Genomic DNA, 23,558 nt, shown 5'->3' with positions numbered 1-23,558 from the left:
GCGCTCCTGCAACAATGCATTTGGGAGCGCGGCCCCGTATGCAGGGGGCGCTACCGCTCAATCCTGCACGCCCAGCATCATCTTGCCAAGACTGATCGCCTGCGTCGCCGGGGTGTTCGAGGCATGTTGGCCGATCACCAGAATATCGTTGTAAATTCCGGCCAGCGGATGATCGTTGCGGATGCCGTTGGCTCCGGCGGCGCGCATCAGTGTCAACGCCGCCTTCTCCGCACGATGCGGCACGTTGGCGCTTTTCAGCATAAGCAGCGTCATTTCATCCATGCTGATCAGTTGGCCTTCGCGTCCGATCTCATCCATCCGGGCGAGATCGCGCCGCATGGTGCTTTTCATTTCTTCCACTTCAGCGCGTGCCTGCCCTAACGCCTCCTGCACACGAGGATCACGCGCAACACGTTCACTCAATACATTCAGGCGATTGGCAGTATAACCTGAGAAGTGTTCGATCATTCCTTCCAGCGCGCCCAGTGCCGCGCTGGACACCGACCGGACAAACAGCGGCATGAACGGCGCCCGGAACAGCGGCGCATTGTTGAGCTTCGTTCCCGGATGCGCGGACGCATCGAAAATCGGGAAACGCTGCACCCGGTATTCCGGCACGAAGGCATCTTCGACAACGATGTCCTTGCTACCCGAACCCTGCAGGCCGGTGACATGCCAGGTATCGACAATCTTCGCGTCCGCGCGGGGAATGAGAAACGCATGGAGGCGTTGAAGGATCGGCCCCTCATCGCCTTCGATCATGCCCCCAAGGAAGTTCCAGTCGCAGTTGTCACACCCGCTGGAAAACGACCAACGGCCCGAAACGCGGTATCCGCCATCGACTTTCACCGCCTTGCCATTGGGCGCATAAGGCGATCCAACCAGCACGCTGCTGTCCTCACCCCAGACATCCTGCGCCGCCTGATCGTCGTAAAATGCCATATGGAAGCTGTGTACCGCCACCACGCCAAACACGAAGCCCATGCTGGCATCGCCGCGCCCCAATGTGGTGATGATCTCGCCGAACACTTCCGGGCTCATCTCGTAGCCACCATAGCGGCTTGGCTGGATGACCCGAAACAAGCCGGCATCCTTCACCCGGGCGATCGTTTCGGCCGTGATGCGCCGTGCCGCCTTGTTCGATGCGGCCTGTTCGCGCAGGAAAGGCACCAACGCCTCCGCACGCGCAATCAGTTCCTGCGGTGTAGGAATCGTCCTATCAAGCATATCCATACCTTTGTTTTACAAAAATAAATCAGAGGTATGGACAGAAATTGCCGATCCCCCTCTCCACGCACAAGATGCGCCATGCCCCGCGCACAATCAAGCAGCCTCAGGGGGAAATTGATTTCCAGAGACGGCCAGTTCTTAAAAACGGCCATGGCTTAACGGGCCGGACGCATGATCCGGCCCGATCCATTCTAGCCCGCAGCGGCCGAGACGGACATTTCCATAATCGGCAGCGGATCTTCGGGCATACCGCCATTGCTCACCGCGGCGCGCGACGTGAAATTGTACGTCATCAGCGCAACGAGCATCGATGCGATTTCGTCATCGCTGAAGGCATCCGAAATCCGCGTGGCAGCATCGGCATCCACCCCGGCAGGAAATCCGAGATAGGCATCGGCCAAAGCGATGGCCGCCTTCTCGCGCGGGGCGAGCCCGCTGTCCTCATAGCCATCGGCGATCATCGCCACCCGATCTTCGGTCAGGCCATCGGCCTTCGCGACATCATAGCGCACCGATTTGCAGAACACGCAGTTCACCGTACGCGCATTGCGCAGGCGCAGCACTTCCAGCAGCGATGGCGGCACGAGGCTGTCGCGCCACACATTGCCGTTGAGCGCGATGATCTGGTCTACCGTGCCGGGCACCAGCCCCATCATGCTATCGCGAATGACATTGCCCGTATTGGCCCCGGAGCCGGTCACATGGGCTGGTTTAGTTGACATGCGCAAGACCCTCCTGATTGGCACGCAAGGCATGCATATCGCGCAGGCACCGTGCACTGCGGATACGCCCGTCGATAAGGCCCAGCCCTTCGATCAGCAGCACGAGGCCCCGGTCTCCAAAATGGGCCTGCACGGCTGCGCCCACTTCGGGCGGGATCGACTGGGTGTCGGTCCAGTAGTATTCGGCAAACAGCAGCACGGCCTTTTCGCCTTCTGTCAGTTCTTCGGCATCATGCGCCTTGTCCGCGATCACCAGCCGGCTCAACGTCGGCAGATCGGCGCGTATTCCAGCCAGCGGATTGATCGCCGCCAGTTCCGCCTCATCCCGGTGCAGCCGGGCGAATGTCAGGCGGCACAGTTCCAGCACACCAACGGGCAGTTGTTCCTGCTGCCACAGGCTCTGCCACAAACTGGCGAATGTTTCCGCCGCCGGGCCCGCCCGGGCAAGCGATTGATCCAGCGAAATGCTGGTGATCGTATCGGTCATCCTCTTTCTCCTTTTGCCTGTTCTGTTGTCGCGAGCGCCATGCGAACCACCCCGGTCAGATCGCCGGGTACGGAACCCATACGCGATGATACGCTCAGCCCCTGGCTCGTCACCCGCAGCCAACGGGCCGTAATGTGCGGATCGATATCGCTGCGGATCGAACCGCTTTCCTGCCCCCGTCGGATCAATCCCGCGAAAGCGTTTTCGATCCGGGCGTAATAGACCTCGAGCAAAGCCGTCACCTGAGGGTCGGAATGGCCGAGTTCGATTGCCGTGTTGACCAGAAAACAGCCACGCTGATCAAAACCCTGCGGTTCGGCATCGGGGTTTTCCACCTGCCGCATACCGGTCGCATAGGCGAAGTAGGCGCAAATATCGTCGAGACCGGAACCTTGCTCAAGCAGCTTCACGTAACCGGCAGCAACACCATCCACATAATGCCGCAGCGCATCGAGAAACAGCCCCCGCTTGCCCCCGAAAGCCTTGTAGAGACTATGCCGATTTACGCCTGCGGCGCCGGTCAGCCCGTCGATATCGCTGCCGACAAAGCCGCGCGACCAGAATTCCGCCATGGCATTTCCGATCACGGTTTCCCTGCAATACTTTGCCGGCCGACCGGCCATATCCACCACCTCATCAATACAGAATACTTGTTCTGTATTTGCAAATTGCATGGACTGTCAAGCGGGTGGAAGGCAAAACGCCCCGATGCGATGCAAAAGCGATTGCGCCGGCGCAATACGTCACTAAAATACGCAAAAACTAATTTTGTTGGGATGAGTTATCGATATGCTTTACGAAACGGTGATCCGGAATGGCATGATCGTGGATGGTAGCGGCAACGATCCATATATTGCAGATATTGCGATATCCGCTGGAAAGATCGTTGCGATCGGCACGTTTGCCGGACAGGGCGCGGAGGAATTCGACGCCGCCGGAAAACTGGTTACGCCAGGCTTTGTCGATATTCACACCCATTACGATGGCCAGATCACGTGGGAACAGCGCATGCGCCCCTCATCCGACCACGGGGTCACTACCGTGGTCATGGGCAATTGCGGGGTCGGTTTTGCCCCGTGCCGCCCGCACCAGCGCGACATGCTGGTCGAAGTGATGGAAGGGGTCGAAGACATCCCCGAAGTCGTGATGACCGAAGGTCTGCCGTGGAACTGGGAAAGCTTCCCCGAATATCTGGATGTTCTTGCCGGGCGCGAGGCCGATGTTGATTTCGCCGCACAAGTGCCGCACTCCCCCGTCAGGGTCTTTGTCATGGGCGAACGCGGGGCGGCCCGCGTGGCGGCCACATCCGATGAATTGCAGCAAATGCGTGAAATCGTGCGCGAAGGCGTGGCGGCAGGCGCGCTGGGGGTAACGACATCGCGCAATCATGGGCACCGCACCGTGGCGGGAGAACTGGCTCCGTCGGTCGATGCGGATCGCGCGGAACTCCTGGCGCTGGCCGGGGGACTGGCCGATGCCGGTACGGGGGTGTTCCAGATGATCCCCAATTCGCATTATGGGGATGATCCGCAATCGGACATGGCCCTGTTCCGCGATATCGTGGCGACATCGGGCCGCCCGCTTTCGTTCAGCCTGCTGCAGAAGAAGTACCAGCGCGATCTGCCGGAAACGATGCTGGCCATGCTGAAAGACTACAATGCGGACAATGCAACGCCGATCCGGGCACAGGTCTTCCCGCGCCCCATCGGCATGCTGTTCGGATTGGAACTGTCGTTCCACCCTTTCCGGTTTCATCCGAGTTTTCAGGCCATTGCCGACCTCCCGCTGGCGGAAAAAGTCAGCGCACTGCGCGAACCGGATCTGCGCGCCCGGTTGCTGGCGGAAACGCCGGTTACCGACAATCCGCTGTATATGACGCTGGCGAGCGACGTGGCCGATCTCTATCCCATGGGCAATCCGCCCAATTACGAACCGGCTGCCGCCAGCCGCCTTGGCGCAAGGGCACAGGAAGAAGGCCGCAACGCCGCCGAACTGGCGCTGGATGCGCTTCTGGAACAGGACGGGCGCGGCCTGCTTATGATGCCGTCGTCGAACTACGTCGACGGCAATCTGGACATGGCACGCCGGATGATATCCGATCCCAACACGATCATCGCGCTGGGCGATGGCGGCGCGCATTACAGCCTGATCTGCGATTCTAGTTTCCCCACCTTCGTCCTGACCCACTGGGTGCGCGATCGCACCGAAGGGCGGCTACCCCTGGCCTGGGCCGTGCGGCAACTGTCGCACGAACCGGCACGCGCCGTCGGGCTGGACGATCGTGGCTTGCTGCGCCCGGGATACAAGGCCGATATCAACGTGATCGACCCGGAACGGCTTGAACTGCCCGCCCCAACCATCGTCTATGACCTGCCCGCAGGCGGGCGTCGGCTGATTCAGCAGGCCAAAGGCTATGAACTGACCATGGTCAGCGGCATGGTGACCTACCGCAACGGGGAAGCGAGCGGTGCCTTGCCGGGACGTTTTGTTCGCGGCGCGCAATCGGCTCCGCTCGCCGCCTGACAAGTCCGGCCTGGCTAGTGTGCCAGCCGGACCCCGATCCACAAGGTCCGCGGCGTGCCCAGGTCGACCGAGCCATCCGCATTACGGGTGACCACGGTTTCATCCAGCAGGTTTTCACCCCGCACAAACGCGGAAAAGCCACGAACCAGCGGCATTTCGGCGAAAGCATCCACCGTGGTCGCTGCGGGCAGAACGTCGGTTTCCAGATCGCTTTCGTACTGTTTGCCGATGTGCCGCAAAGTGGCGGCCAGCGTCCAGCCCGGCGCGGGCGTGTATGTAATCGTACCGTTCATGGCCCAACGCGGTGACTGTGCCGGGCGTTTGCCATCGAGATCGGCGGAGGCACCGCGCCCGACCATTTCCGCATCGGTCCAGGCAAGGCTGCCGTCAAACCGGAACGGGCCGCGCACCACCGCCGCGCCCAGTTCCACCCCTCGCGCCTTGATTGCGGGCAGGTTCTGCCGCTGCCGCAGATTCGGGACGATGGGATCGGAAACATTGGTGATGGCGTGCTTCACCTTGTTGTCGAATGCCGTAAACGACAGCGTCACCCCTTCGGCCGGCGTGGCATCGATCCCGATCTCGTAACCGACCAGTTTTTCGTTGCGCAGCCCGGCATTGGCCTTCGTGGTAATCGGAAACACCGTGAACGGCCGGTAGAGTTCGTTCAATGTCGGCAGCCTGATCCCGCTATAGGCAGCGGCCCGTAGAGCAAGCGCAGAAGAGGCATGGTACACGCCGCCTGCCCGCCAGGTCACCGTCCAGTCGGACCGGCTGTCAAAATCGTTGGACACGACCACCGTGCCAGCGGGATTACGCTCCACAAAATGGCCGCCGCTGATTGTCGTCCGGTCGGCACGCAGCCCGCCCGTCAGCACGACCGGGCCGAGTGTCCAGGCATCTTCCACGAACAGGCCGATATCGCTGTTCCGCCCGCCGGCATGGCGCCGCGCGGTTACCGCGCCGGTCATGGCGTTATAGGCATCCTCGTACATCGTGCCCGAAACGCGGCGATAATCCGCACCGATCCGCAGCACGTGATCGGGCCCCACGGGCGGGCGGATTTCGATCTTCCCGCCAATCCCCCGCGATGGGGTCTTGCGCTGATCCAGCACCGGCACGAACCGGGTCGAACTGACCACGATATTGGAAAAGTCGCGCCATTGCGCGAAGCCCAGCACATCGAACTGCCAATCGCCCCGACCGACGATCCGCAGGCTGGCATCCTGCCCGCTACTGGTGCTGTCCGCCCCTTTGAAACGCAAGGTGCGGTGATCGTCGAACGCCATGGCGCGCGCCTGCAGTTCGACATCCCCGGACAGGGGCATGACCACTCTGCCCCCCACAGACCAGCTGTCGTAACGCGCGCGGGCTGTTGCCGGCACGCGTTCGTCCTGCGGTGTGGTGTAGAAACCCTCGCCGCGATCCCAGCGGCCGGAAAGGACCGCAAAGCCGCTGCCCAGTTGCGGGGCGATATTGCCGGTCAGTTCGCTCTCGCCGCGCTGGTTCACTGCGGCACTGCCGCTCACCAGCCCAAGGGTTGCCGCATCGGCGCTTTCCAGTTCGATCGCCCCGGCCAATGCGCCCGCGCCGAACGGCCCCGATCCGCCCCCACGCGTCACCGTGATCCGTTGCAGCCGATCCGGGGCGAGCGCCGGAAGCGGAACATAGCCGAAGAACGGGTCGACCATCGGCACCCCGTCCAGCATGACCATCGCCCGGGTCGAGGCATTGCCGCCCAGCGAACGCAAGGTCACCCCTTGCGCCGAAGGATTGGAGGAACGGCTGTCCGAACGGCGAAACTGCTGAAAACCCGCCACGGTGGACAGCACGTCTTCCACCCGGCCCGATGCGGAAGACATGATCCGCTTCCGTTCGATTGTGACAGTGTCGTAGGCCGGTTCAGACGGTGTTTCCTCGAGCCCGCGCCCGGTCACCACGATGGTCTCGCGATTATCGGCAGGCTGCGCCTCTTCAGCCGCCACAGGTATGACCGGAAGAACGAGCACTGCGGGGAACAACATCGTTGAAATGTACGGACGTTTATAGTGAACCATGATTCTGCCAGTTGCTGTGTTGCGGGCGCCTAACACACGCTGGCAGAGACTGTCGACTTGCGCCGACATGGGGAACAGGCGCACAAATGTGCCGTTCAACAGATATAAGCCCATGCGCCGCACGCATTCGAGGAGTTGCCCGTGTCCGACGTTCGCATCGAAACCGACACTCTGGGGGACGTGGCTGTTCCAGCCACCGCCTATTGGGGCGCCCAAACCCAGCGCAGCATCGCCAATTTCCCCTTCGGCGAACGCGAACGCATGCCGATTGAAATCATTCACGCACTTGCCATCGTCAAACAGGCCGCGGCGCAGATCAACCGCAGGCATGGGCTTTCCGCTGAACTGGCCGATGCCATTGCCGTGGCCGCAGGCGAAGTGGCCGCAGGCAAGCTGGACGATCAGTTCCCGCTGGTGATCTGGCAAACCGGCAGCGGCACGCAAAGCAACATGAATGTGAACGAGGTGATTGCCGGGCGCGCCAACGAAATTCTCACCGGCCAACGTGGCGGGAAAACCCCGGTCCATCCCAACGATCACGTCAACATGCACCAGTCATCCAATGACAGTTTCCCGACCGCGCTGCATGTCGCGGCAGGCATGGCCGCCCATCGGGTCCTGCTGCCCGCCCTTGCCCATTTGCGGACCTTGCTGGAACAACGGGCGAAGGACTGGAATGGCATTGTGAAGATCGGCCGCACTCATTTGCAGGACGCCACCCCGATCACACTGGGCCAGGAATTTTCAGGATATGCCGCGCAGCTCGGCAATGCCCGCCTGCGTATCGAAGAAGCGTTGACCGGCGATATCATGCCGCTGGCGCAAGGGGGCACGGCAGTCGGCACCGGGCTCAATGCCCCCAAGGATTTCGGCCCGGCCATGGCCGATGCCATAGGCGATCTGACCGGCCTGCCGTTTTCCAGCGCCGCCAACAAATTCGAAGCGCTCGCTTCCAACGATGGCCTCGTCAATCTCTCTGCCGCCTTGTCGACGCTGAGCGTCGCGCTCAATAAAATCGCCAACGACATTCGCCTGCTCGGCAGCGGGCCCCGTTCCGGTCTGGGCGAACTGGATCTGCCCGCCAACGAGCCGGGCAGTTCGATCATGCCCGGCAAGGTCAATCCGACCCAGTGCGAGATGCTGACCATGGTCGCCGCACAAGTGATCGGCAACAATCAGGCAGTGATCGTCGGCGGTATGCAGGGCCATTTCGAACTGAACGTGTTCAAGCCGATGGTTGGCGCCGCCGTCCTGCGCTCCATCGCGCTGCTGGCCACCGGCATGGAAAGTTTCGCAACCCGCTGCATCGAAGGGCTGCAACCCAATCGCGCGCGCATTCAGGAACTGGTCGATAGATCGTTGATGCTGGTCACCGCGCTTGCCCCCGAAATCGGGTATGACAAAGCGGCCAAGATTGCGACCCATGCCCATCAACACGGCCAGACCCTGCGGCAGGCGGCCCTCGATCTCGGCTATGTGGACGACGCCACGTTCGACCGGCTGATCCGCCCACTGGATATGGTCTAGCTTGCTGCTTTCGTTCCGGATGGTACTCGCTGCCAGAAACGATTAAAGGACTGGTTTCACGCATTTCCATTGCGGGCTCCGACGTTCCAGACTGGCGCTGATGCACCGGTTCGCAGGTTAGCCGTCCCGAACATCTGAAAGGGGTAAGCGACCCTATGCACGAAGGCGGCCAGGCTCTCCTCCTCAGCGAAGGCGTTATTCTTCTCGGTTTCGCGCTCATCTGTGTGCTTGTGTTCCGCCGGCTCGGACTTGGCGCAACACTGGGCTATCTGGTTGCGGGGGCGCTGGTAGGGCCGCATGTGCTGGGGCTTGTCGGTGATGCGCAGGAAAAGATCAGTCTTGCCGAACTGGGTATAACACTGCTGCTTTTCGTTGTCGGGCTGGAACTCAACCCATCCCGCCTGTGGCGCATGAAACAGGACATTCTCGGACTGGGGCTGTTGCAGGTGGTGGCTTGCGGCCTAGCGCTGACGGCGATCATCGCGCTGATTGCGCAATTCTCCGTGCCTGCCGCGCTCGCGCTTGGCCTGCCGCTGGCGCTGTCTTCCACCGCGCAGGTTCTGCCGATGCTGCAATCGGCAGGGCGGTTGCGGACACCGTTTGGCGAACGCGCCTTTGCCATCCTGCTGTTTCAGGATCTCGCCCTGATCCCGATGATCACCATCATTGCCGCGCTCAGTCGTAATCCTGCCGATGCGCATGGGCCATCCGGGTGGTTGCTGGCACTCTACACGGTGGCGGCGATTGTCGGTCTGATCGCTGCCGGGCGTTTTCTCATTCGCCCCCTATTCCGCCTGATCGGCAATCTGGGCGAACGGGAGATGTTTGTTGTCGCTGCGCTGTTCACCGTGGGCGGTTCTGCCGCGATCATGCAAATGCTCGGGCTGTCGACAGCCCTCGGTGCGTTTGTCGCCGGGGTGATGCTGGCGGATTCGCCCTATCGGCACGAACTGGAAGCCGATGTGGAACCGTTCCGTTCCATCCTGCTTGGCCTGTTCTTCCTTGCGGTGGGCATGATGCTCGATCTCGGGGCAATCGCCGAACGGCCGCTCTTCGTCATCTCGATGGCAATTGCGCTGATTGCGACCAAGACCGCCATCATAATGGCCATCGGCATGGCTTTCCGCATGGCGTGGCGCAGTGCATTGGCACTGGGCCTGCTGCTGAGCCAGGGCGGCGAATTCGGCTTCGTGCTGTTCACGCAGGCGAACCACGCGATGCTGATCGATCCGGAGGCCGCCAGCCTGTTCGGCGCGATTGTAACGCTGTCGATGGCCACCACGCCGTTCCTCATGGGCGCGACACGGCGGTTTCGCGAAGCCCCGACACAACAGCACGAAACGCGCGACGGGCCGGTCGACGAAGGGGCCAATGCCATTGTCGTGGGCTATGGCCGGTTCGGGCAAACCGTGTCGCAAATGCTGATTGCCAACGATATTCCGGTGACCCTGATCGATAGCGACATCGAAATGATCGATATCGCCGGGGGCTTCGGCGCCAAGGTCTATTTCGGCGATGGCACACGGATCGATCTTTTACGGCAGGCCGGTGCCAGCGAGGCGGAACTGATCATGTTCTGTCTCGATGGCGACCAGTTGTCCGCCGAGATGATCGAAGGCGTGCACGAAGCCTTCCCCAATGCCGCGATCTATGTGCGCGCCTACGATCGCCGCGCGGTTATCCGGCTGCGCGGCGCGCCGGTCACCCGCATGGTTCGCGAAGTGCTGGAATCCGCGGTAAAGATGGCGCGACTGGCGCTCGACGATCTCGGCGTCAGTCTGGAAGACATCGACCGGGCCGAAGACATGTACCGCGCCCGTGACAAGGAACGGCTGAAAATCCAGATCGAAACGGGTGACATGCGCGCCGCGAACGACCGCATCATCACCCGTTACGAAAAGCCGTCACAATCCTGATATGAAACGCCGCGCCTAAAGGCCCAGCGCGGCCGCGATATCATCCCAGGCCACAAGCTTGAAGTTCTGGGTGCCGCCGCCGTTGTCACCATCTTGTGCAACGAACAGCCCACCGGGGAAGCCCGGTCCGAAATCGCCGATCACCACATCGATACCATCGGTTTCGCTGGTGCCATCGATAGCCCCGTCCCCAATGCGGAAACGGCCAAGGAAGTGGCCCGAAACCGCATCATATGCGGCATAGGCATTATCGCCCTGGCTTGAGGCCAGCAGGATACGGCGACCATCGGGAAGGCTGGCGAGCGCCAGGCCTTCGACATCGGCCACCAGTTGCCTACGATCGGCCTTGGCAAACAGGGTCGGCTTCGCGTCGGCGGTGTTGAGATCGAAGGCATGGATACCGACCATCTCCTCCCCCACGAACAGCCGATTGGCGGTTTCATCCACCACGCATCCTTCGATCTGCGTCGGAATCTTCCATTCGCGCGTGATAGCCCCGGTCAACCGGCCCGGAGCATAGGATACGGCGATTTCGCGCACAGACCCGTCTTTCAGCGCGGCATAGACCCGCGCCCCATCCGCGCCATCACCGCCCGATTGGGCCACCATGCACAGGCCATAGGCTTCGCCCGGCCCACTGGCGACCTGGCCCAGCGATGTCAGCGCACCGGTGTTGCGGTCCAGCGCGAAGAACGCCACGCGGGAATTGAGCGGATCGGTCCGGTCGCTCGCGGCGACCAATATGCCGTGGCGCCCTTCCACCAACGCCACATTGTTCAATTGCCCCGCCGGAACGAAGCTGCGCACCGCCCCGTCCAGACCATAGGCATAAAGCCCCGCCTTCTTGTCCGTTCCGACCAGCAGGCTGCCCGCCGGGTTCGCGGCGTTGCGCCAGATCGCCGGGTCGTCGGCAGCATCCTGATTGGCGGTACCCACCGGATGGGTTTCCGCCCGGGCTGCAACCACAGCCGTTTTCACGGCCGGGCCGGCGGGAACGGTGGTACAGGCCGCCAGCGTGGTGCTGGCGGCAAGGGTTGCGAGAATAGCCAGACGCCGCATCAGAAGTTCACCTTGGCGCCGAATTTCATTGTCCAGTTGTATTCTTCAAACTGGAGCAGATTCTGGCGTCCACCGAACTTGTTGTAAGCGACATATTTGGCATTGTTGATATTCACCCATTCGTAGAACAGCTGAATGTTGTTGGTCACTTTATACTTCGCGCTCAGATCAAGCTGGAAGTGATCGTCGACAAAACGATCTTCCTGGGCAACGCCGCCCAGTTCATCGAGATATTTGTCACGATAGGTCCCGGCCAGACGCACGCTGATCGGCCCCTTTTCATAACCGAGCGTGATATTGGCCGTGTGCTTGGACGTGGATGGCAAGGCAATCCGGCGCAGATCGTTGATATCGCCATCGTTGGCGACTTTGCCACGCGCGTCGGTGTAGGTGTAGTTCGCCTGCAGCAGCAGCCCATCCAGCGGGGAAGGCAGCATGGTGAAGGCCTGCGAATAGCTCAGTTCCAAGCCCCACACGCGTGCGCTATCGCCATTGATCGGGATTTCCGCTTCCTCGAAATCGATCCCCGCGAAGGTACCGGGGCCATCCACCGCCGTATCGACGATGAAATTCTTGATGTCCTTGTAGAAGAAAGCCCCGGTCAGCGCACCGTTCGAGGCGAAGTAGTATTCAGCTGAAAGATCGAAATTCCACGCCTTGTACGGCTTCAGGTTCGGGTTGCCGAACACCGCTTCGTCATCCTCGTTGATTTCGAAGCGCGGCGCCAGTTTCGAAAGCTTCGGCCGCACGAGGCTGCGATAACCGGCCGCGCGCAGCACGAGATTGTCTGTCGGCGAATAGCGGACATTCAGGCTGGGCAGCCAGTCGTCATACGTCCGATCGAAACGCACCGGGGTGATCACCGGACCATCTTCGAGGACGCTGTTGCCCCATAGCTTCATATCGGTGCGTTCATAGCGCACGCCACCGATCACCATCAGCTTGCTGTTTTCCCAGCGCCCCAACAGATAACCGGCCATGACGTCTTCATCGGCGCGGTAATCGGAAATCGCCGAGTCATAGACGGAATCGTATTCGTTAAGTTCGAAATCGCCCTTGTTGTCGAGAAACGCCTTGGTCGCATTGCGATAGCCGGGAACCGGATCGATATCAGCCAGGCGATAGGTGGATTTTCCAAGAACGTCGGCCAACGTGAGGGAGTCGTTCTCCCAGAATTCGACTTCGCGATTGTACCGTTTCTCGCGCCAACGCCCCTTGCCGCCGGCCTGAATGGTCAGCGTACCGTTATCGAAGGCAAATTCGCGGCCAAGATCAAACTTTACAGCGTATTCCTCGTCCGTCGAATCCGACAGCTTGGTATATTCGATCTCATTCAGTTCGTAGCCTGACGGGTCATAGAACGCGCCCACGCCCGCCCCGGAAACCGCATAAGTCGGGTTGCGCATTTTGCTGTAATCGAAGGTGACATTCAGGTCATCCCCCTCTTCGAACCGGCGGCGGAAGTTCGCCGGGTCGATCGAACCGTTTTCCCGTTCGCTGGCCTTCGACCAGCTGGCCGAATACTTGGCTTTCCATTCACCGGTATCGGTTTCACCGCCCAGCGTGAACGAACGGATCTGCTGACGTTCAAAGCGATCCTTGATATCGCGTTCCACCTGCACCCGTTCGGTTTCGGAAGAAAACGATGCGGTCGATCCGGTGATCGTCGGCAGTTTGCCATCCTCGAAATCGCCCAGATCGAATGTCAGGCGACGGCGATATTCCTGATCGTCGAACTGGCTGAACATGCCGCGCGCATAAAGTGTTGTGGAATCGCCGACCCGGAAATCGAGGCCAAGATTAGCACTGATCCGTTCACGCTCCACGTCGTAATCGCGATATTCCAGCGTCCGCGCATAATTGCCGGTGCCTTCATTGCTCCAGTCGTCAGCCTCGATATTGTCCGTCTCGAACTTGCGCCGATAGTAGGAAATACCGCCGGAAACGCCCACATTATCACCAAGGCGCGCGGCAAAATCGAAGCTGCCCTTGGGGGTCAGTGCGTCGGCCAATTCGTTGTAGCTGCCTTCGATTTTCGCGGCGAAGTAATCCTTCTTGCGGTCGAATGCGCTGGTCGTGTTGACTTCGATCGACGCACCGATCGTGTCCGCATCCATATCCGGCGTCAGCGATTTCTTGATCTCGATCGATTCAATGATGTCGCTAGAAATGACGTCCAGCGCCACCGAGCGCACTTCCGCTTCCGGCGCGGGCAGACGGACCCCGTTGACCGAGGTCGCATTCAGTTCGGGATCGAGACCGCGCACGGACACGAAACGGCCTTCGCCCTGATCGTTCAGGACGTTCACGCCCGGCACGCGGCGCAGCGATTCCGCGACGTTCTGATCGGGGAACTGGCCCACGGCATCGCGGCTGAGCACGTCGCTCACCCCATCCGCCTCGCGCTTGCGCGAAAGTGCGCTGGCAAGGTTGGCGCGCTGCCCGATGACGAGAATTTCGTTCCCGCGCACACCGGTCAGCGTGAAGTCGACAGACGCCGCCCCGGTCGCCTGTACCTCCACCTGTTTGCGCACGGTTTCCGCGCCCACATAGCGGGCTTCCAGCGTATAAGTCCCTGCGGGAACATCAGCAAAACGATAGGAACCGTCGCGCCCTGCGGCTACTACCCGATCCAGTTCCACCAAGCGCACCTGCGCGGCCCGCAGCCCGGCGGTTTCACTGGCATCGCTGACATGGCCTGCAATTTCACCGGCATAAGAAACGGCCGGAATGGCCAAAGCCGCGGCGCCCACACCAGCCATGAGAACAGAACGATAAAATGTCACTTTGGAATGCCTCCCTGTGTTGTGGAAGGCGCGCTAGATGCCGTTTGTGACGGAGTGGCGAAGGAACGGTGACGATTGGATGACAGGGCGCCAAGTTCATGCTGCTACTGCGAAACGAGACACGAATGTGTCTGTCCGGCAACACCATCATGGGCTGATTTTCAGATGCCGGAAGGGCCGGTTCTGGTTTCCAGATCGCGGATCATCGCCGGGGCGGCACGGGTTCCGAGATCGGGCAAGCGATAGGGCCGCATCCGCGCCAGCTTTGCGGGGCCTGTGGCGGCCGTAATGGCCTGCCCGGCGGGGCGGCTGCCTTCCCACTCCAGTTCGCCTTGGCTGCACCGCGCATCCGATGCTTTATCCTCGTTACCCGCGCGGTTCGAGGCGATACGATAGTGCTTCTTTCCCGCCGGTGGGACATACGCCGTCCCATCGATGAGCACGCGGGCACCATTCGTCGCCAGTGTGCCGTATGCGCCGCCCGTTTGCCCCCCGGCCCGCTGGCGCGGGGAAAACGCGACAACATTCTGGGCAAGGTCAACAAAGGCATCGCCGCTGACCCGGGGGTGCCGTTGCCCGGTGCGCAGGAACATGTTGCGATAAACCGTGACCTGAACCGGATTTGACGACAGCGCGCAGGAAGGGCCGACCGGCCCTCCGACAATCAGCATCGCCTTGTCATGGTCGAGAAACTGGTTGTTGGAAATCGTCACCCGCATGGCTCCGGGATTTCCATCCCGCGTGACATCGATCAACCCGTCATGACACTGCCGCAAGCGCATATAGGCCAGCCATATACGATCCGCACCATGGCTGACCGTGATGCAATCGCCCTGCGTGCCTGGCCCCGCATGCTGCAGCGACAGCCGCGTCATCACCACGTTGCGGCTGCCAGCCAGATAGACCAGCGAACCGCGAAATTGCCCGGTCACCATGGGCGCAGCGCAGCCGCCGTCCACCGTGATATTGGAACCAAGCCGCAAGGGCGCTGTCAAAGTGATCGTCTTGCCTGCCAATGCAGGGGCGAAGGCAATCCAGCCGCCACCCGCCGCAGCGGCTCGTGCCGCCGCGTCGCGCAAGGTGCCAGGCGCACCCTTGCCTTGCGGATCGTCAGCCCGGGTCACCACAAACCGCGTGCGGCCCAGTCCGCCGGTCGTACCGCCTTGCGCGGCAAAGCCAGTCATCGCGCGATAGATGCGGGCGTCCATGACCTTCCCGCCCTGCACTACTGTCCCTTCCGCCGCACAGCGCGCCTGCGCTGCCGCCGTGGCGCCCGCGGCCGCCGCCGCCACGGGCCATGGCGCGCTGACGGAGCCGGATAGCGGTGTCGTGGCCAACGCCAGCGCAGGGGCAAACATCATGCGGCGCATCATTGCGGCATCCTGACGTGGCGCCATATCCCGCCGCTCAGCCGCAGGTTCTCGGGCGCGCCCGCAAGAAGTGCCCGCAACTGCACAAAATAGGCCTGTTTCCACCGTTCCGTGAAGGCATCGATGGCCTCGTCATCTTCCGCAAAAGGCAGCCGCGCGAGATGAAACGTCAACCGCCCATCGTCCCACTGCGGTGCCGCGAAATACGAACACGCCCGCTTCCTGTGCGCCAGACGCGCGGCGAACGAGGAGTAGGTCACTTCCTGCCCTTCGAATGCGACACGCGGTGCGGCAAGATGCATGGCGCCATCGACGGCCAGCCCCACCGCTTTCCCGCTTTCCAACGCGCTCATCGCCCGGCGGACGACTTGCGCATCGGTCTGGTCGCTCGTCGAAATCAGGGAATCCGTATAGGCCATGCCCGGCATCGAAGGGCTGGACGCCAGCCAGACGGATTCGAAATCGAGCAGTTGCAACGCCAGCGGTGCAGCGAACATCGGGCCAATGTGCGCGGTCGCGATAATCAGCCCCCCGCTGTCCCGGGCGCTGGCCGCCAGTTCGTCTGCGTGATCGCCCAGATCGGCCAGACGATACATGGCTTGCTCCGCACGTTCCGGGCTGCATTCCAGCCAATCGAACACAAAACGATCCGCAAGATAACCCCAGCCTGCGCGACGGGTCCAATCCTCGCGCGGCAGATTCATGGCGGGGTCACGCATCCGCCAGGCCCATTCCAGACGTTCGGGCGGCAGCGCGGTGTCATCGGCCCGGTCCCACAATTGCGCCAGCCCGCTTTCAAAATCTTCCGGCAACGTCGCCGCACGGTCGCGCAACAGGCCGCCAAACAATTGCCGCGCTTCTTCGTGCCGGCCTGCAAGATTGAGAACCGATGCCGCCTCGCGCCGCCATTGCGGGTTATCCGGCTGCCGGGCGACAATGTCGTACCATTCACGCGCCGCCTGATCATAGGCGCGCGTCGCCTTCAGCCCACGGGCATAAAGCGCGCGGGCATGAACAAGATCGGGGGCCAGTTGCAGTACCCGCGCAAGATGGATGAGCGCTGCGGCAGGCCGCCCCTGCATCAACAGGATCTCGCTCAATGCCGCCAGAATACGGACATCGTCCGGTGCCACGGCAAGCCCTTCGGTGAAGTGGGTGACGGCCCGATCATACTGTCCCTTGCTGCTGGCGCTGGAACCGAGTTGATAGTGTAACGCCACGCTCCCCTGCCCCTGACTGATCGCACGGCGGGCAAGGCGATCGGCTTCCGCTGCGTTGCCCAACATCTGATGCGCCTCGACCGCAGCCGCCGTCAGTGTGCCGTTGCTCTCTTCGGAACAGGCCGCCAGCAAGTCCAGCGCCTGTTGCGGCAGGCCCCCGCGCATGAGCGCCAGCATCCCGAGATGCGCCGCGCGGGCAGGCACGCTATCCCATTGCGGAAACGTCACCGCGATCTCGGCGGCCTGCGCGACCTGCTTCCCCTTGAGCGCCCACTGGATGCGCGCGGCCGCAACGGCCGGATCGCCGGGCAGGCTTGCCCCCAAATCATCCAGTATGGCCGCTGCCTCAGCCGTCTCGCCCAGTTGCCCGAGCGTTGCGGCCAGCAGCAGCCTGTCCGATGCCGTACCCGGCACCGCGCGCAGATACAGGCGCAGGACATGGGCCAGTTCGGCATAATGCCTGCCCGTGCGCAAGACGGGCACAAGCGCCCGCCTGACAAATCTGGCACTTTGCGGGTCTGCCAGTGCCGCGTCAGTCAGGGCCATGGCCGCTTCACATTGCCCAGCATCGCATTGCCGGATCAAAGCTTCGAGCGCAGGCAGCCCTTCCCCGAACGTCGGTTCCCTGTATTTCGCAGCCATCGATCTATCCCGCGCTTCGCAGATAACGGCTGCTGCGCAAGGTGGAGATCAGCCCCCAGAGCAACAGCGCCGCCAGCCCCGTGATCAGCAGCAAATTGAGCAGGCGCGAAGCCCTGACTTCTTCGGGAAGAACCGGCGCGGAAACCACCACCAGATAGCGGCGGCTTTCGATGCTGCTCAGCTTCGCCTGCTCGAACGTGCGCATGATCGATTCAAGGCTGGTCTGGGCCAGTTGCCGCTTGGTGGTCGCGGTTTCGAGCGCGGCGGCGGATTTCTGCACGGTGCGCGCATTGCCGCCCACCAGCTTCTCCCGCTGCGCCGCGATCTGTTTGTCCAGTGCCGCAATGCGGGCATTGAGACGTGGCAGCAACGGGCTTTCGGTCAGACCACTGGCAGTGATGCTGTTGCGTTCGGCCTGCGCTTCGGCCAGCCGCACCTCGAGATCGCTGATCAACTGATTGATCGTGGCAGCGCTGAGTTGTGGATCGAGTTCGGCTGTCTGCCGCTGCACGGCGGCAACCCGGGCGGATGCCGCGTTCAGTTCGCCTTCGGCTTTCAGCACATCGTTCTGCAAGGCGCGAAACTGGTCTTCGTTCAACTGGTCGGAAATCTTCTGCGTGCGCTCGCGCGCCAGGGCGAGCAACCCTGCGGCGAACCGCTGCGCATCGGCCGGTGCCAGCGCATCAACCGAAACGCGGGCAATCCCTTCCCGGATATCGACCGAGATCGCCACCTTGCGTTGATAAAAACTGTGCGGGTCAAGCCCGAGTGCAGGCAGGTTCAGCGGACGCTGGAGCGGATCATATGTGCCCTTGCTGAAATGCGTCAGGAACCCATAGCGCTTCTCCATCGCCTGCATCGCTTCGCGCGACAGGAGATACTCGCGAATGCGGTAGGCGTCGGTCAGTCCTTCCGATGCACCTGCCCCGCCGAACATGCCGACCGAGGGCATGCCATCGCCTTTCGCACCGGCAGTCATGATGACAAAGCTGGCCCGCGCGGAATAAGTCGAAGGCGTAAAGAGCAGGCCGTATAGCGCCACGAGCAGCAGCGGCAGCCCGACAAACAGCACGAGATGGCGGCGCCATTTTTTCGCCTGCAGCCACCGGCGAAACGATTCCGCAGACACTTCGCGTTCAATCTGTTCGTCAGTGGGCAACCGGCTGTCCGCAATGTCAGCGCGCCGCTGCTCCTCGTCGGCGAGTTGTTCTTCCCTGCGCGTGGGGATGCGCAGATCGGCCTGCGCCTGTGTATCCGCACCGCTTTCGCGCACTTTGGTCGCCAGGTCGGCAGCCTTGGTCTGGCGCCATTTGCGGATGCGATCTTCATTGGCCATCTGTTCAATTCCCATAGGGCCGTTCAGGCCCGGCTGAGCCCCGCGACGAGCACGTCCAGATCGTCTTCCTGTTGTTCGATCCGGGCGAAGCGTTCGCGCGCTTCATCAAAAGAACCGCAGCGCACGATCCGGTGGTTTTCCAGAACCGCAAACCGTTCTGCGAACCGCTCCGCGATGCGGAAATTCCTTGTCGCCAGAAACAGGCCGGCATTCTCCAGCCGACGCAGCAACATGCGTTCGCATTTCATGCGAAACTGTTCGTCGCCCAGTCCCACAGCCTCGTCCGCCAGATAGAAGCGCTGGGGAATGGCCATGGAAAATGCGAAGCCCAGACGCCCGCGCATCCCGCTGGAATAGTTCTGCAAGGGCCGATAGAAATCGTCCCCCAGTTCGGAAAACAGGGTGACGAACGCGCTCACCCGGTCAGGATCGGCATCCATCATCCGTGCCAGCAGGCGCACGTTTTCCTCTCCGCTGAGCGCAGGGTGAAAGGCTCCGGAGAAGCCAAGCGGCCACGACACACCCGGCGGCCGCAGAACCGTTCCGCGATCGGGTCGATCAAGGCCGCCCAGCAGACGGACCAAAGTGCTTTTGCCGCTTCCCGCCGGGGCCAGTACGGCAACGCGATCATCCGCCGCGAAACCATATGTCGCATCGACAAGCACGCGCCGGACGAATTCCGTCGATCCATACAGCCGCGTGCATCCGAAGAACCCGTACATGGCCTCTCCTATTCCGTGTAAGGCTGGTCGGAGGGCGCGACAGCCGAGGCGCGGGTCGAGAGCAACCAGCCGCCCAGCAGGCACAGGACGATGAATGTCAGGGGCACCAGACTGCTTGCCACCCGCGATGCGTAATCCCCGAAAGAACCCGAACGCACGATTTCGACCGCATGAAGCAGAGGATTCCAGCTTAGCCAGTCGAGCCAGCTCTGCGGCAGTTCGTCCGCCGTGTAGAAGACCGCCGAAAGATAGAACAGCGGGCGCAAGGCTGTGGCGGAAATGCGCAACAGGGTGGATGCGCTGGCATTGACCCCCGCCAGGGCATAACCCAGCGCTGCCCCTGTCGCCGATGCCAGGGTAAATCCCCACAGCACGCGCAAGGGATCGTCCAGATAGACATGGCCGAACAGCAGATAGTTTAGAAGCAACAGCACCAGATAGATGATCAGGCTGTTGTAATACTCGAGAACAACGATCGAAAAGTAGACCGTTTCGGGCGTGACCGACGGCAGGGTCATCACTGCGCGATATGTGCTTTTCGCCCGCAGCACCGAACTCACCTGATAGCGGAAGGCGAGATAGGGCATGATCCCCGACAGGATGAAACTGCCCACATCGGCATCGAGCGGGGTTGTCCGGCCAAGAACGACGAAGACCACATAGATCACCGCAATCCACGCCAGCGGCGTGAGATAGGCCCAGCCATATCCGAGCGGGTCACCGGTAAAACGCGACCCGATCTCGCGCGCGATTACCGCGCCGACATGACTGGCGCGGGGCACACGCCTGCTGGTCAGTGCCAGGGTCATCGGACCAGATTCGATGCGGTGGTGAGCGATCCCGTTATCGCACCGAGCACCTTGCGCGTCTGGGCGAAGGATGCGGTCGACACATAGATCAGATCGTTGTCGGAAATCCGGAAATCCTTGGCGAGTTGGATCTGCATCGGATCGCGGATATCGATTTCATAGATCACGGTCGGGGTACCGCCCTGATCCGCCCTGGTGAACAGGAACACGCCCGAAGGATCGGCGGCATTGTCATCGAGGCCCCGCGATGTCGCCAGCACATCGAGAATGGAAAAGTTGGGGCGGGTTATTTCCACGCGGCCTGGAACGGACGCCGCCCCCATCACTGTGACAAAGCCGGCCTGCCGGGTCACCGTAACCAGATCGCCCGGCCTCAGCGGCACGTTTTCGGATGAATCCTGCAAAATCTGGCGCAGCGTGGTTGTTCCACGCTCCCCACTGCGATGCAGTTCTAGCTGGATCTGATCAGGACGATCCGCCTCCACGCCCGCCGCGCCGACAAGATCGGCCAGACGCACCATCCCCGGGCCGATCTGGAAACTGCCGCCCTTGGCCGCATTGCCGACTATCGAAACCGTCCGTGAGGGTTCATCAACCTTCCGCAACAGGACTTGCGGCCGATAGAGTTTATTCGCCAGCCTGCGTTGAATGAGCTGGCGCGATTCCTCCACCGATTTGCCGGCAACGGGTACCGAACCGGCATAGGGCACGGTCAGTTCACCCCCCGTTCCCACTTGTACCGGATCAATGTCCAGCCGTCCGTTAATGGCAGACGGGGCACCACTGCCGGTGCTTTCGATAATGGTCAGCGCCAACCGGTCGCCCGGCGAAATCATCCCCGTTGCAAGCGGTGTCGCAGACTTGAACGTGTCGGGCAGACCCACAGCCATCGATTGGCGGCTGCGCTCCACCGCAGCCGCATCGAGCCTGCGCACGACGAAGTTTTCGGACTGGCTGGCGCTTGCCAGTTCGCTCTTCATGGCGCCGCCTCGCGGAACCGTGCATCCGGCAACGCCAATCAGCATCGCCAGCACAATCGGAAACCGGACAGACATCAGGCCGCACGCTCCGTGACCGTGGCCCCATCGCGGCACAGCGCCACAAACCGATCGAGGATCGTGTCGACATCGAACTGCTGCGCCATCACCCGCGCGGCATGCGAGAGGCCGTTGTCCAGACGACGGCGATCAACCAATGCGCCGATCTTTTCGCAGGCCAGATCGAGCGACGGGTTCGCCGCACAGTCGAGTATGTGGCCGCTTTCCCCTTCGACAAAACATTCGGCGGCGCCGCCTGCTGGCGTCGACACCACCGGCGTGCCGAATTGCTGCGCCTCGATCAGCACGTTGGGCAGGCCTTCGAACCGTGACAACAACACTTTCACATCCATCTTTTCGTACCAGTAACCGACCGCGTTTGATGTCCCGGCGAATAACAGCCGACCGCCCAGCCCCTGCGCTTCCGCCAGTGCTTTGGCTTCATTCATCAGCTGGCCAGCGCCAACGATGACAAACCGCGCCTTGGGGCGTTGCCTGAGATACTGTGCCGCCATCCTGATCCAGACCAGCGGCCGCTTGTCCGGCTCAAACCGGAACACCCCGCCAATCGTTTCTTCGGCATCGCAGGTTTCCGCCGCGAACCGTTCCCACGTTTCCCGATCTTCAGGCGCACCGTCCCGCGCCAATGCCGGCACGGCATTCCACAGCACGGTGATGCGATCTTCAGGCAGCCCCAGCCATTCGGCATAGGCTTTCGCCGCAGCATGGCTGTTGCTCATGAATTCCACGCCCGGAATATGCGCCAGTGCCTTGAACAGCACTTCGTATTCGGGCTTGAGGCGTTTGGACCGGATATTCGGCGGCAACCCACGAAACACCAGCTGGATACGGGGCACCCCGGCCAGCAAGGCCGCCAGTGCACCATAAAGACACGCGCCATCCTGCCACAGGCTGACGACATCGGGCCGCATTTCGCGAAACAGCGGCGTCATCCGCACCACGCCATAGTGGACCTGCGAAGGCAGGTTATCGAGCATGCGCATCAGGTCTTCATCGAGCGTGAACTGCTTGCGCGGTGCAATCGGCTGCAGGTCGTTGGCCTGCTTCACCGGAACTTGCGCAGCCAGCAGATCGGGCAGAAAGAAATCGCCCCGCCGCCCCGGATGATGTTCCTTCACCAGAACCTCGACCCGGCCAATCCCGTGCGCAGGATCATCCGCGCGTTTGCGCATCATGCGCGCCAGCGTGCTGAGCTGGCGTTCCGCCCCGCCCGCGCCCAGGCTTCCCGTCACCATGACAATGCGCAACGGCCCGTCCGTACGTTCGGGCACCACCCGTTCACGGTGGGCCAGGACCGCGTGCTTCATCGCCAGAAGCCGGAAATCCACACCGGCGAGGTCTTCCTGTTTTTCGTAATTGCGGAACAACCCGCGCATCACGGCGATCTTTTCCGCCAGTTCTTCCGCTTTGCTGCCCGCGGACAAACTGCCGACCAAAGGCTCCAGCAGCAGACCCGCATCTTCAAACCGCCCGCGTTTGATCAGGCGCTTGGCCCACGAAATCCGCGCTTCGCGCTTGTCATAGCGTTCAACAGCATAGGCAAATGCCGCATCCGACACATCGAATGCCTGGATCGTATCCAGCAATTCAGCCCTGGTCAGGCATTCGGTATAGTTCCTGCCCGGCGTCGGAATGCGTTCCTCGAGCAAGGCCAGAGCCTTGTCCTGCTGCTTGTCGCGAACCAGCCGCCGCATATGGAACTGGAGGATGATCCTGTCATCGGGCTGTTCGCGGAACAGCGTTTCCCATGCTGCCGAAATCCCTTCGGATTCCCCTGCCCGTTCCCGCATCTGCAGAATGTAGCAGCGCGTGGTGGGGTCATCGGGAAACTCTTCCGCTTCGCCCAGTGCTTCGGGCAGCAGGGCCCGCGCCGCCGCGGTGTTGCGCGCCGCATCCAGCAACTGTTTCACCAGCGCCCGCTGCCGCTTCACCGCGAGATCGATGACGTCCGCGTCCCGGGGGGCAGGCTGTGCCTGCTCCACCTTCTTGCCCACACGTTTGCGTGCGCGTTTGGCCTTGGGCGCCCCTTCATCCGCGAGCGCGCTGTCATCCTGCAACGGCAATTGCTGCAGGGCGTTCTGTCTGGATCGCATG

17 protein-coding genes are annotated in these 23,558 nt (G+C 61.9%); 3 read left to right on the top strand and 14 right to left on the bottom strand.

Features of this window, described 5'->3' with window-relative positions:
- Positions 1-57: 57 nt before the first annotated feature.
- The 4 genes from EGO55_RS16230 to EGO55_RS16215 all read right to left on the bottom strand — a co-directional run bounded on the left by EGO55_RS16230 (position 58) and on the right by EGO55_RS16215 (position 3,062).
- Positions 58-1,227 carry an acyl-CoA dehydrogenase family protein gene (locus EGO55_RS16230; protein WP_040714739.1) on the bottom strand — a complete coding sequence of 390 codons (1,170 nt, stop codon included), beginning with the start codon at positions 1,225-1,227 and terminating at the stop codon, positions 58-60.
- 194 nt (positions 1,228-1,421) lie between these two features.
- On the bottom strand, positions 1,422-1,952 hold the full coding sequence (locus EGO55_RS16225) for a carboxymuconolactone decarboxylase family protein (RefSeq protein ID WP_021688323.1): 531 nt from the start codon (positions 1,950-1,952) through the stop codon (positions 1,422-1,424).
- The gene (locus EGO55_RS16220) at positions 1,942-2,439 is read right to left on the bottom strand and encodes a carboxymuconolactone decarboxylase family protein (RefSeq protein ID WP_021688324.1); all 498 of its coding nucleotides are present in this window, start codon (positions 2,437-2,439) and stop codon (positions 1,942-1,944) included. Before EGO55_RS16220 ends, EGO55_RS16225 begins: the two co-directional genes overlap by 11 nt.
- Positions 2,436-3,062 carry a TetR/AcrR family transcriptional regulator gene (locus EGO55_RS16215; protein WP_021688325.1) on the bottom strand — a complete coding sequence of 209 codons (627 nt, stop codon included), beginning with the start codon at positions 3,060-3,062 and terminating at the stop codon, positions 2,436-2,438. The genes EGO55_RS16220 and EGO55_RS16215 overlap by 4 nt, the downstream gene beginning before the upstream one ends.
- Positions 3,063-3,228: 166 nt before the next feature.
- On the opposite strand from EGO55_RS16215, the gene EGO55_RS16210 reads away from it, so the two are divergent.
- Positions 3,229-4,962 (top strand): N-acyl-D-amino-acid deacylase family protein, encoded by a 1,734-nt coding sequence (locus EGO55_RS16210; protein WP_021688326.1) that lies wholly within the window; start codon positions 3,229-3,231, stop codon positions 4,960-4,962.
- A 14-nt stretch (positions 4,963-4,976) separates the two neighbouring features.
- Here EGO55_RS16210 and EGO55_RS16205 read toward each other — a convergent pair whose 3' ends face one another.
- Complete coding sequence (locus tag EGO55_RS16205; RefSeq protein ID WP_021688327.1) at positions 4,977-6,986, bottom strand: TonB-dependent receptor; 2,010 nt, start codon at positions 6,984-6,986, stop codon at positions 4,977-4,979.
- A 174-nt stretch (positions 6,987-7,160) separates the two neighbouring features.
- Between EGO55_RS16205 and fumC the strand changes: the two genes are divergently transcribed.
- Together fumC and EGO55_RS16195 are read left to right on the top strand one after the other, a co-directional pair.
- Complete coding sequence (fumC, locus tag EGO55_RS16200) at positions 7,161-8,546, top strand: class II fumarate hydratase (RefSeq protein ID WP_021688328.1); 1,386 nt, start codon at positions 7,161-7,163, stop codon at positions 8,544-8,546.
- A gap of 155 nt (positions 8,547-8,701) precedes the next feature.
- A complete protein-coding gene (locus tag EGO55_RS16195) occupies positions 8,702-10,462 on the top strand; it encodes a cation:proton antiporter domain-containing protein (protein WP_021688329.1) in 1,761 nt (586 codons plus the stop codon).
- 15 nt (positions 10,463-10,477) lie between these two features.
- Here the strand turns inward: EGO55_RS16195 and EGO55_RS16190 are convergent, their stop codons facing one another.
- From EGO55_RS16190 to EGO55_RS16150, 9 genes are all read right to left on the bottom strand, one after another.
- Positions 10,478-11,521, bottom strand: coding sequence for a phytase (locus EGO55_RS16190; RefSeq protein ID WP_021688330.1), 1,044 nt, complete (start codon positions 11,519-11,521; stop codon positions 10,478-10,480).
- A complete protein-coding gene (locus EGO55_RS16185) occupies positions 11,521-14,283 on the bottom strand; it encodes a TonB-dependent receptor (RefSeq protein ID WP_040714582.1) in 2,763 nt (920 codons plus the stop codon). The genes EGO55_RS16190 and EGO55_RS16185 overlap by 1 nt, the downstream gene beginning before the upstream one ends.
- Before the next feature lie 185 nt (positions 14,284-14,468).
- On the bottom strand, positions 14,469-15,668 hold the full coding sequence (locus EGO55_RS16180; RefSeq protein ID WP_161566049.1) for a pectate lyase family protein: 1,200 nt from the start codon (positions 15,666-15,668) through the stop codon (positions 14,469-14,471).
- An 8-nt stretch (positions 15,669-15,676) separates the two neighbouring features.
- Entirely contained in the window at positions 15,677-17,539 is a 1,863-nt protein-coding gene (locus EGO55_RS16175; RefSeq protein WP_021688333.1) for a tetratricopeptide repeat protein, read from the bottom strand.
- Positions 17,540-17,543: 4 nt separating this feature from the next.
- Positions 17,544-18,875 (bottom strand): KpsE/RkpR family capsule polysaccharide export protein, encoded by a 1,332-nt coding sequence (locus EGO55_RS16170; RefSeq protein WP_124916810.1) that lies wholly within the window; start codon positions 18,873-18,875, stop codon positions 17,544-17,546.
- Between the two features lie 23 nt (positions 18,876-18,898).
- Complete coding sequence (locus EGO55_RS16165; RefSeq protein ID WP_021688335.1) at positions 18,899-19,597, bottom strand: ATP-binding cassette domain-containing protein; 699 nt, start codon at positions 19,595-19,597, stop codon at positions 18,899-18,901.
- Between the two features lie 8 nt (positions 19,598-19,605).
- A complete protein-coding gene (locus EGO55_RS16160) occupies positions 19,606-20,406 on the bottom strand; it encodes an ABC transporter permease (RefSeq protein WP_021688336.1) in 801 nt (266 codons plus the stop codon).
- A complete protein-coding gene (locus EGO55_RS16155; RefSeq protein WP_021688337.1) occupies positions 20,403-21,461 on the bottom strand; it encodes a polysaccharide biosynthesis/export family protein in 1,059 nt (352 codons plus the stop codon). The genes EGO55_RS16160 and EGO55_RS16155 overlap by 4 nt, the downstream gene beginning before the upstream one ends.
- The gene (locus EGO55_RS16150) at positions 21,461-23,557 is read right to left on the bottom strand and encodes a glycosyltransferase (RefSeq protein ID WP_021688338.1); all 2,097 of its coding nucleotides are present in this window, start codon (positions 23,555-23,557) and stop codon (positions 21,461-21,463) included. The genes EGO55_RS16155 and EGO55_RS16150 overlap by 1 nt, the downstream gene beginning before the upstream one ends.
- Between the last annotated feature and the right edge of the window lies 1 nt (position 23,558).

Origin of the sequence: Caenibius tardaugens NBRC 16725 (assembly GCF_003860345.1) — a bacterium.
Classification (GTDB): Bacteria; Pseudomonadota; Alphaproteobacteria; order Sphingomonadales; family Sphingomonadaceae; genus Caenibius; species Caenibius tardaugens.
Note: the sequence above shows the minus strand (reverse complement) of the source record. Positions and strands in the feature narration are given on the sequence as shown.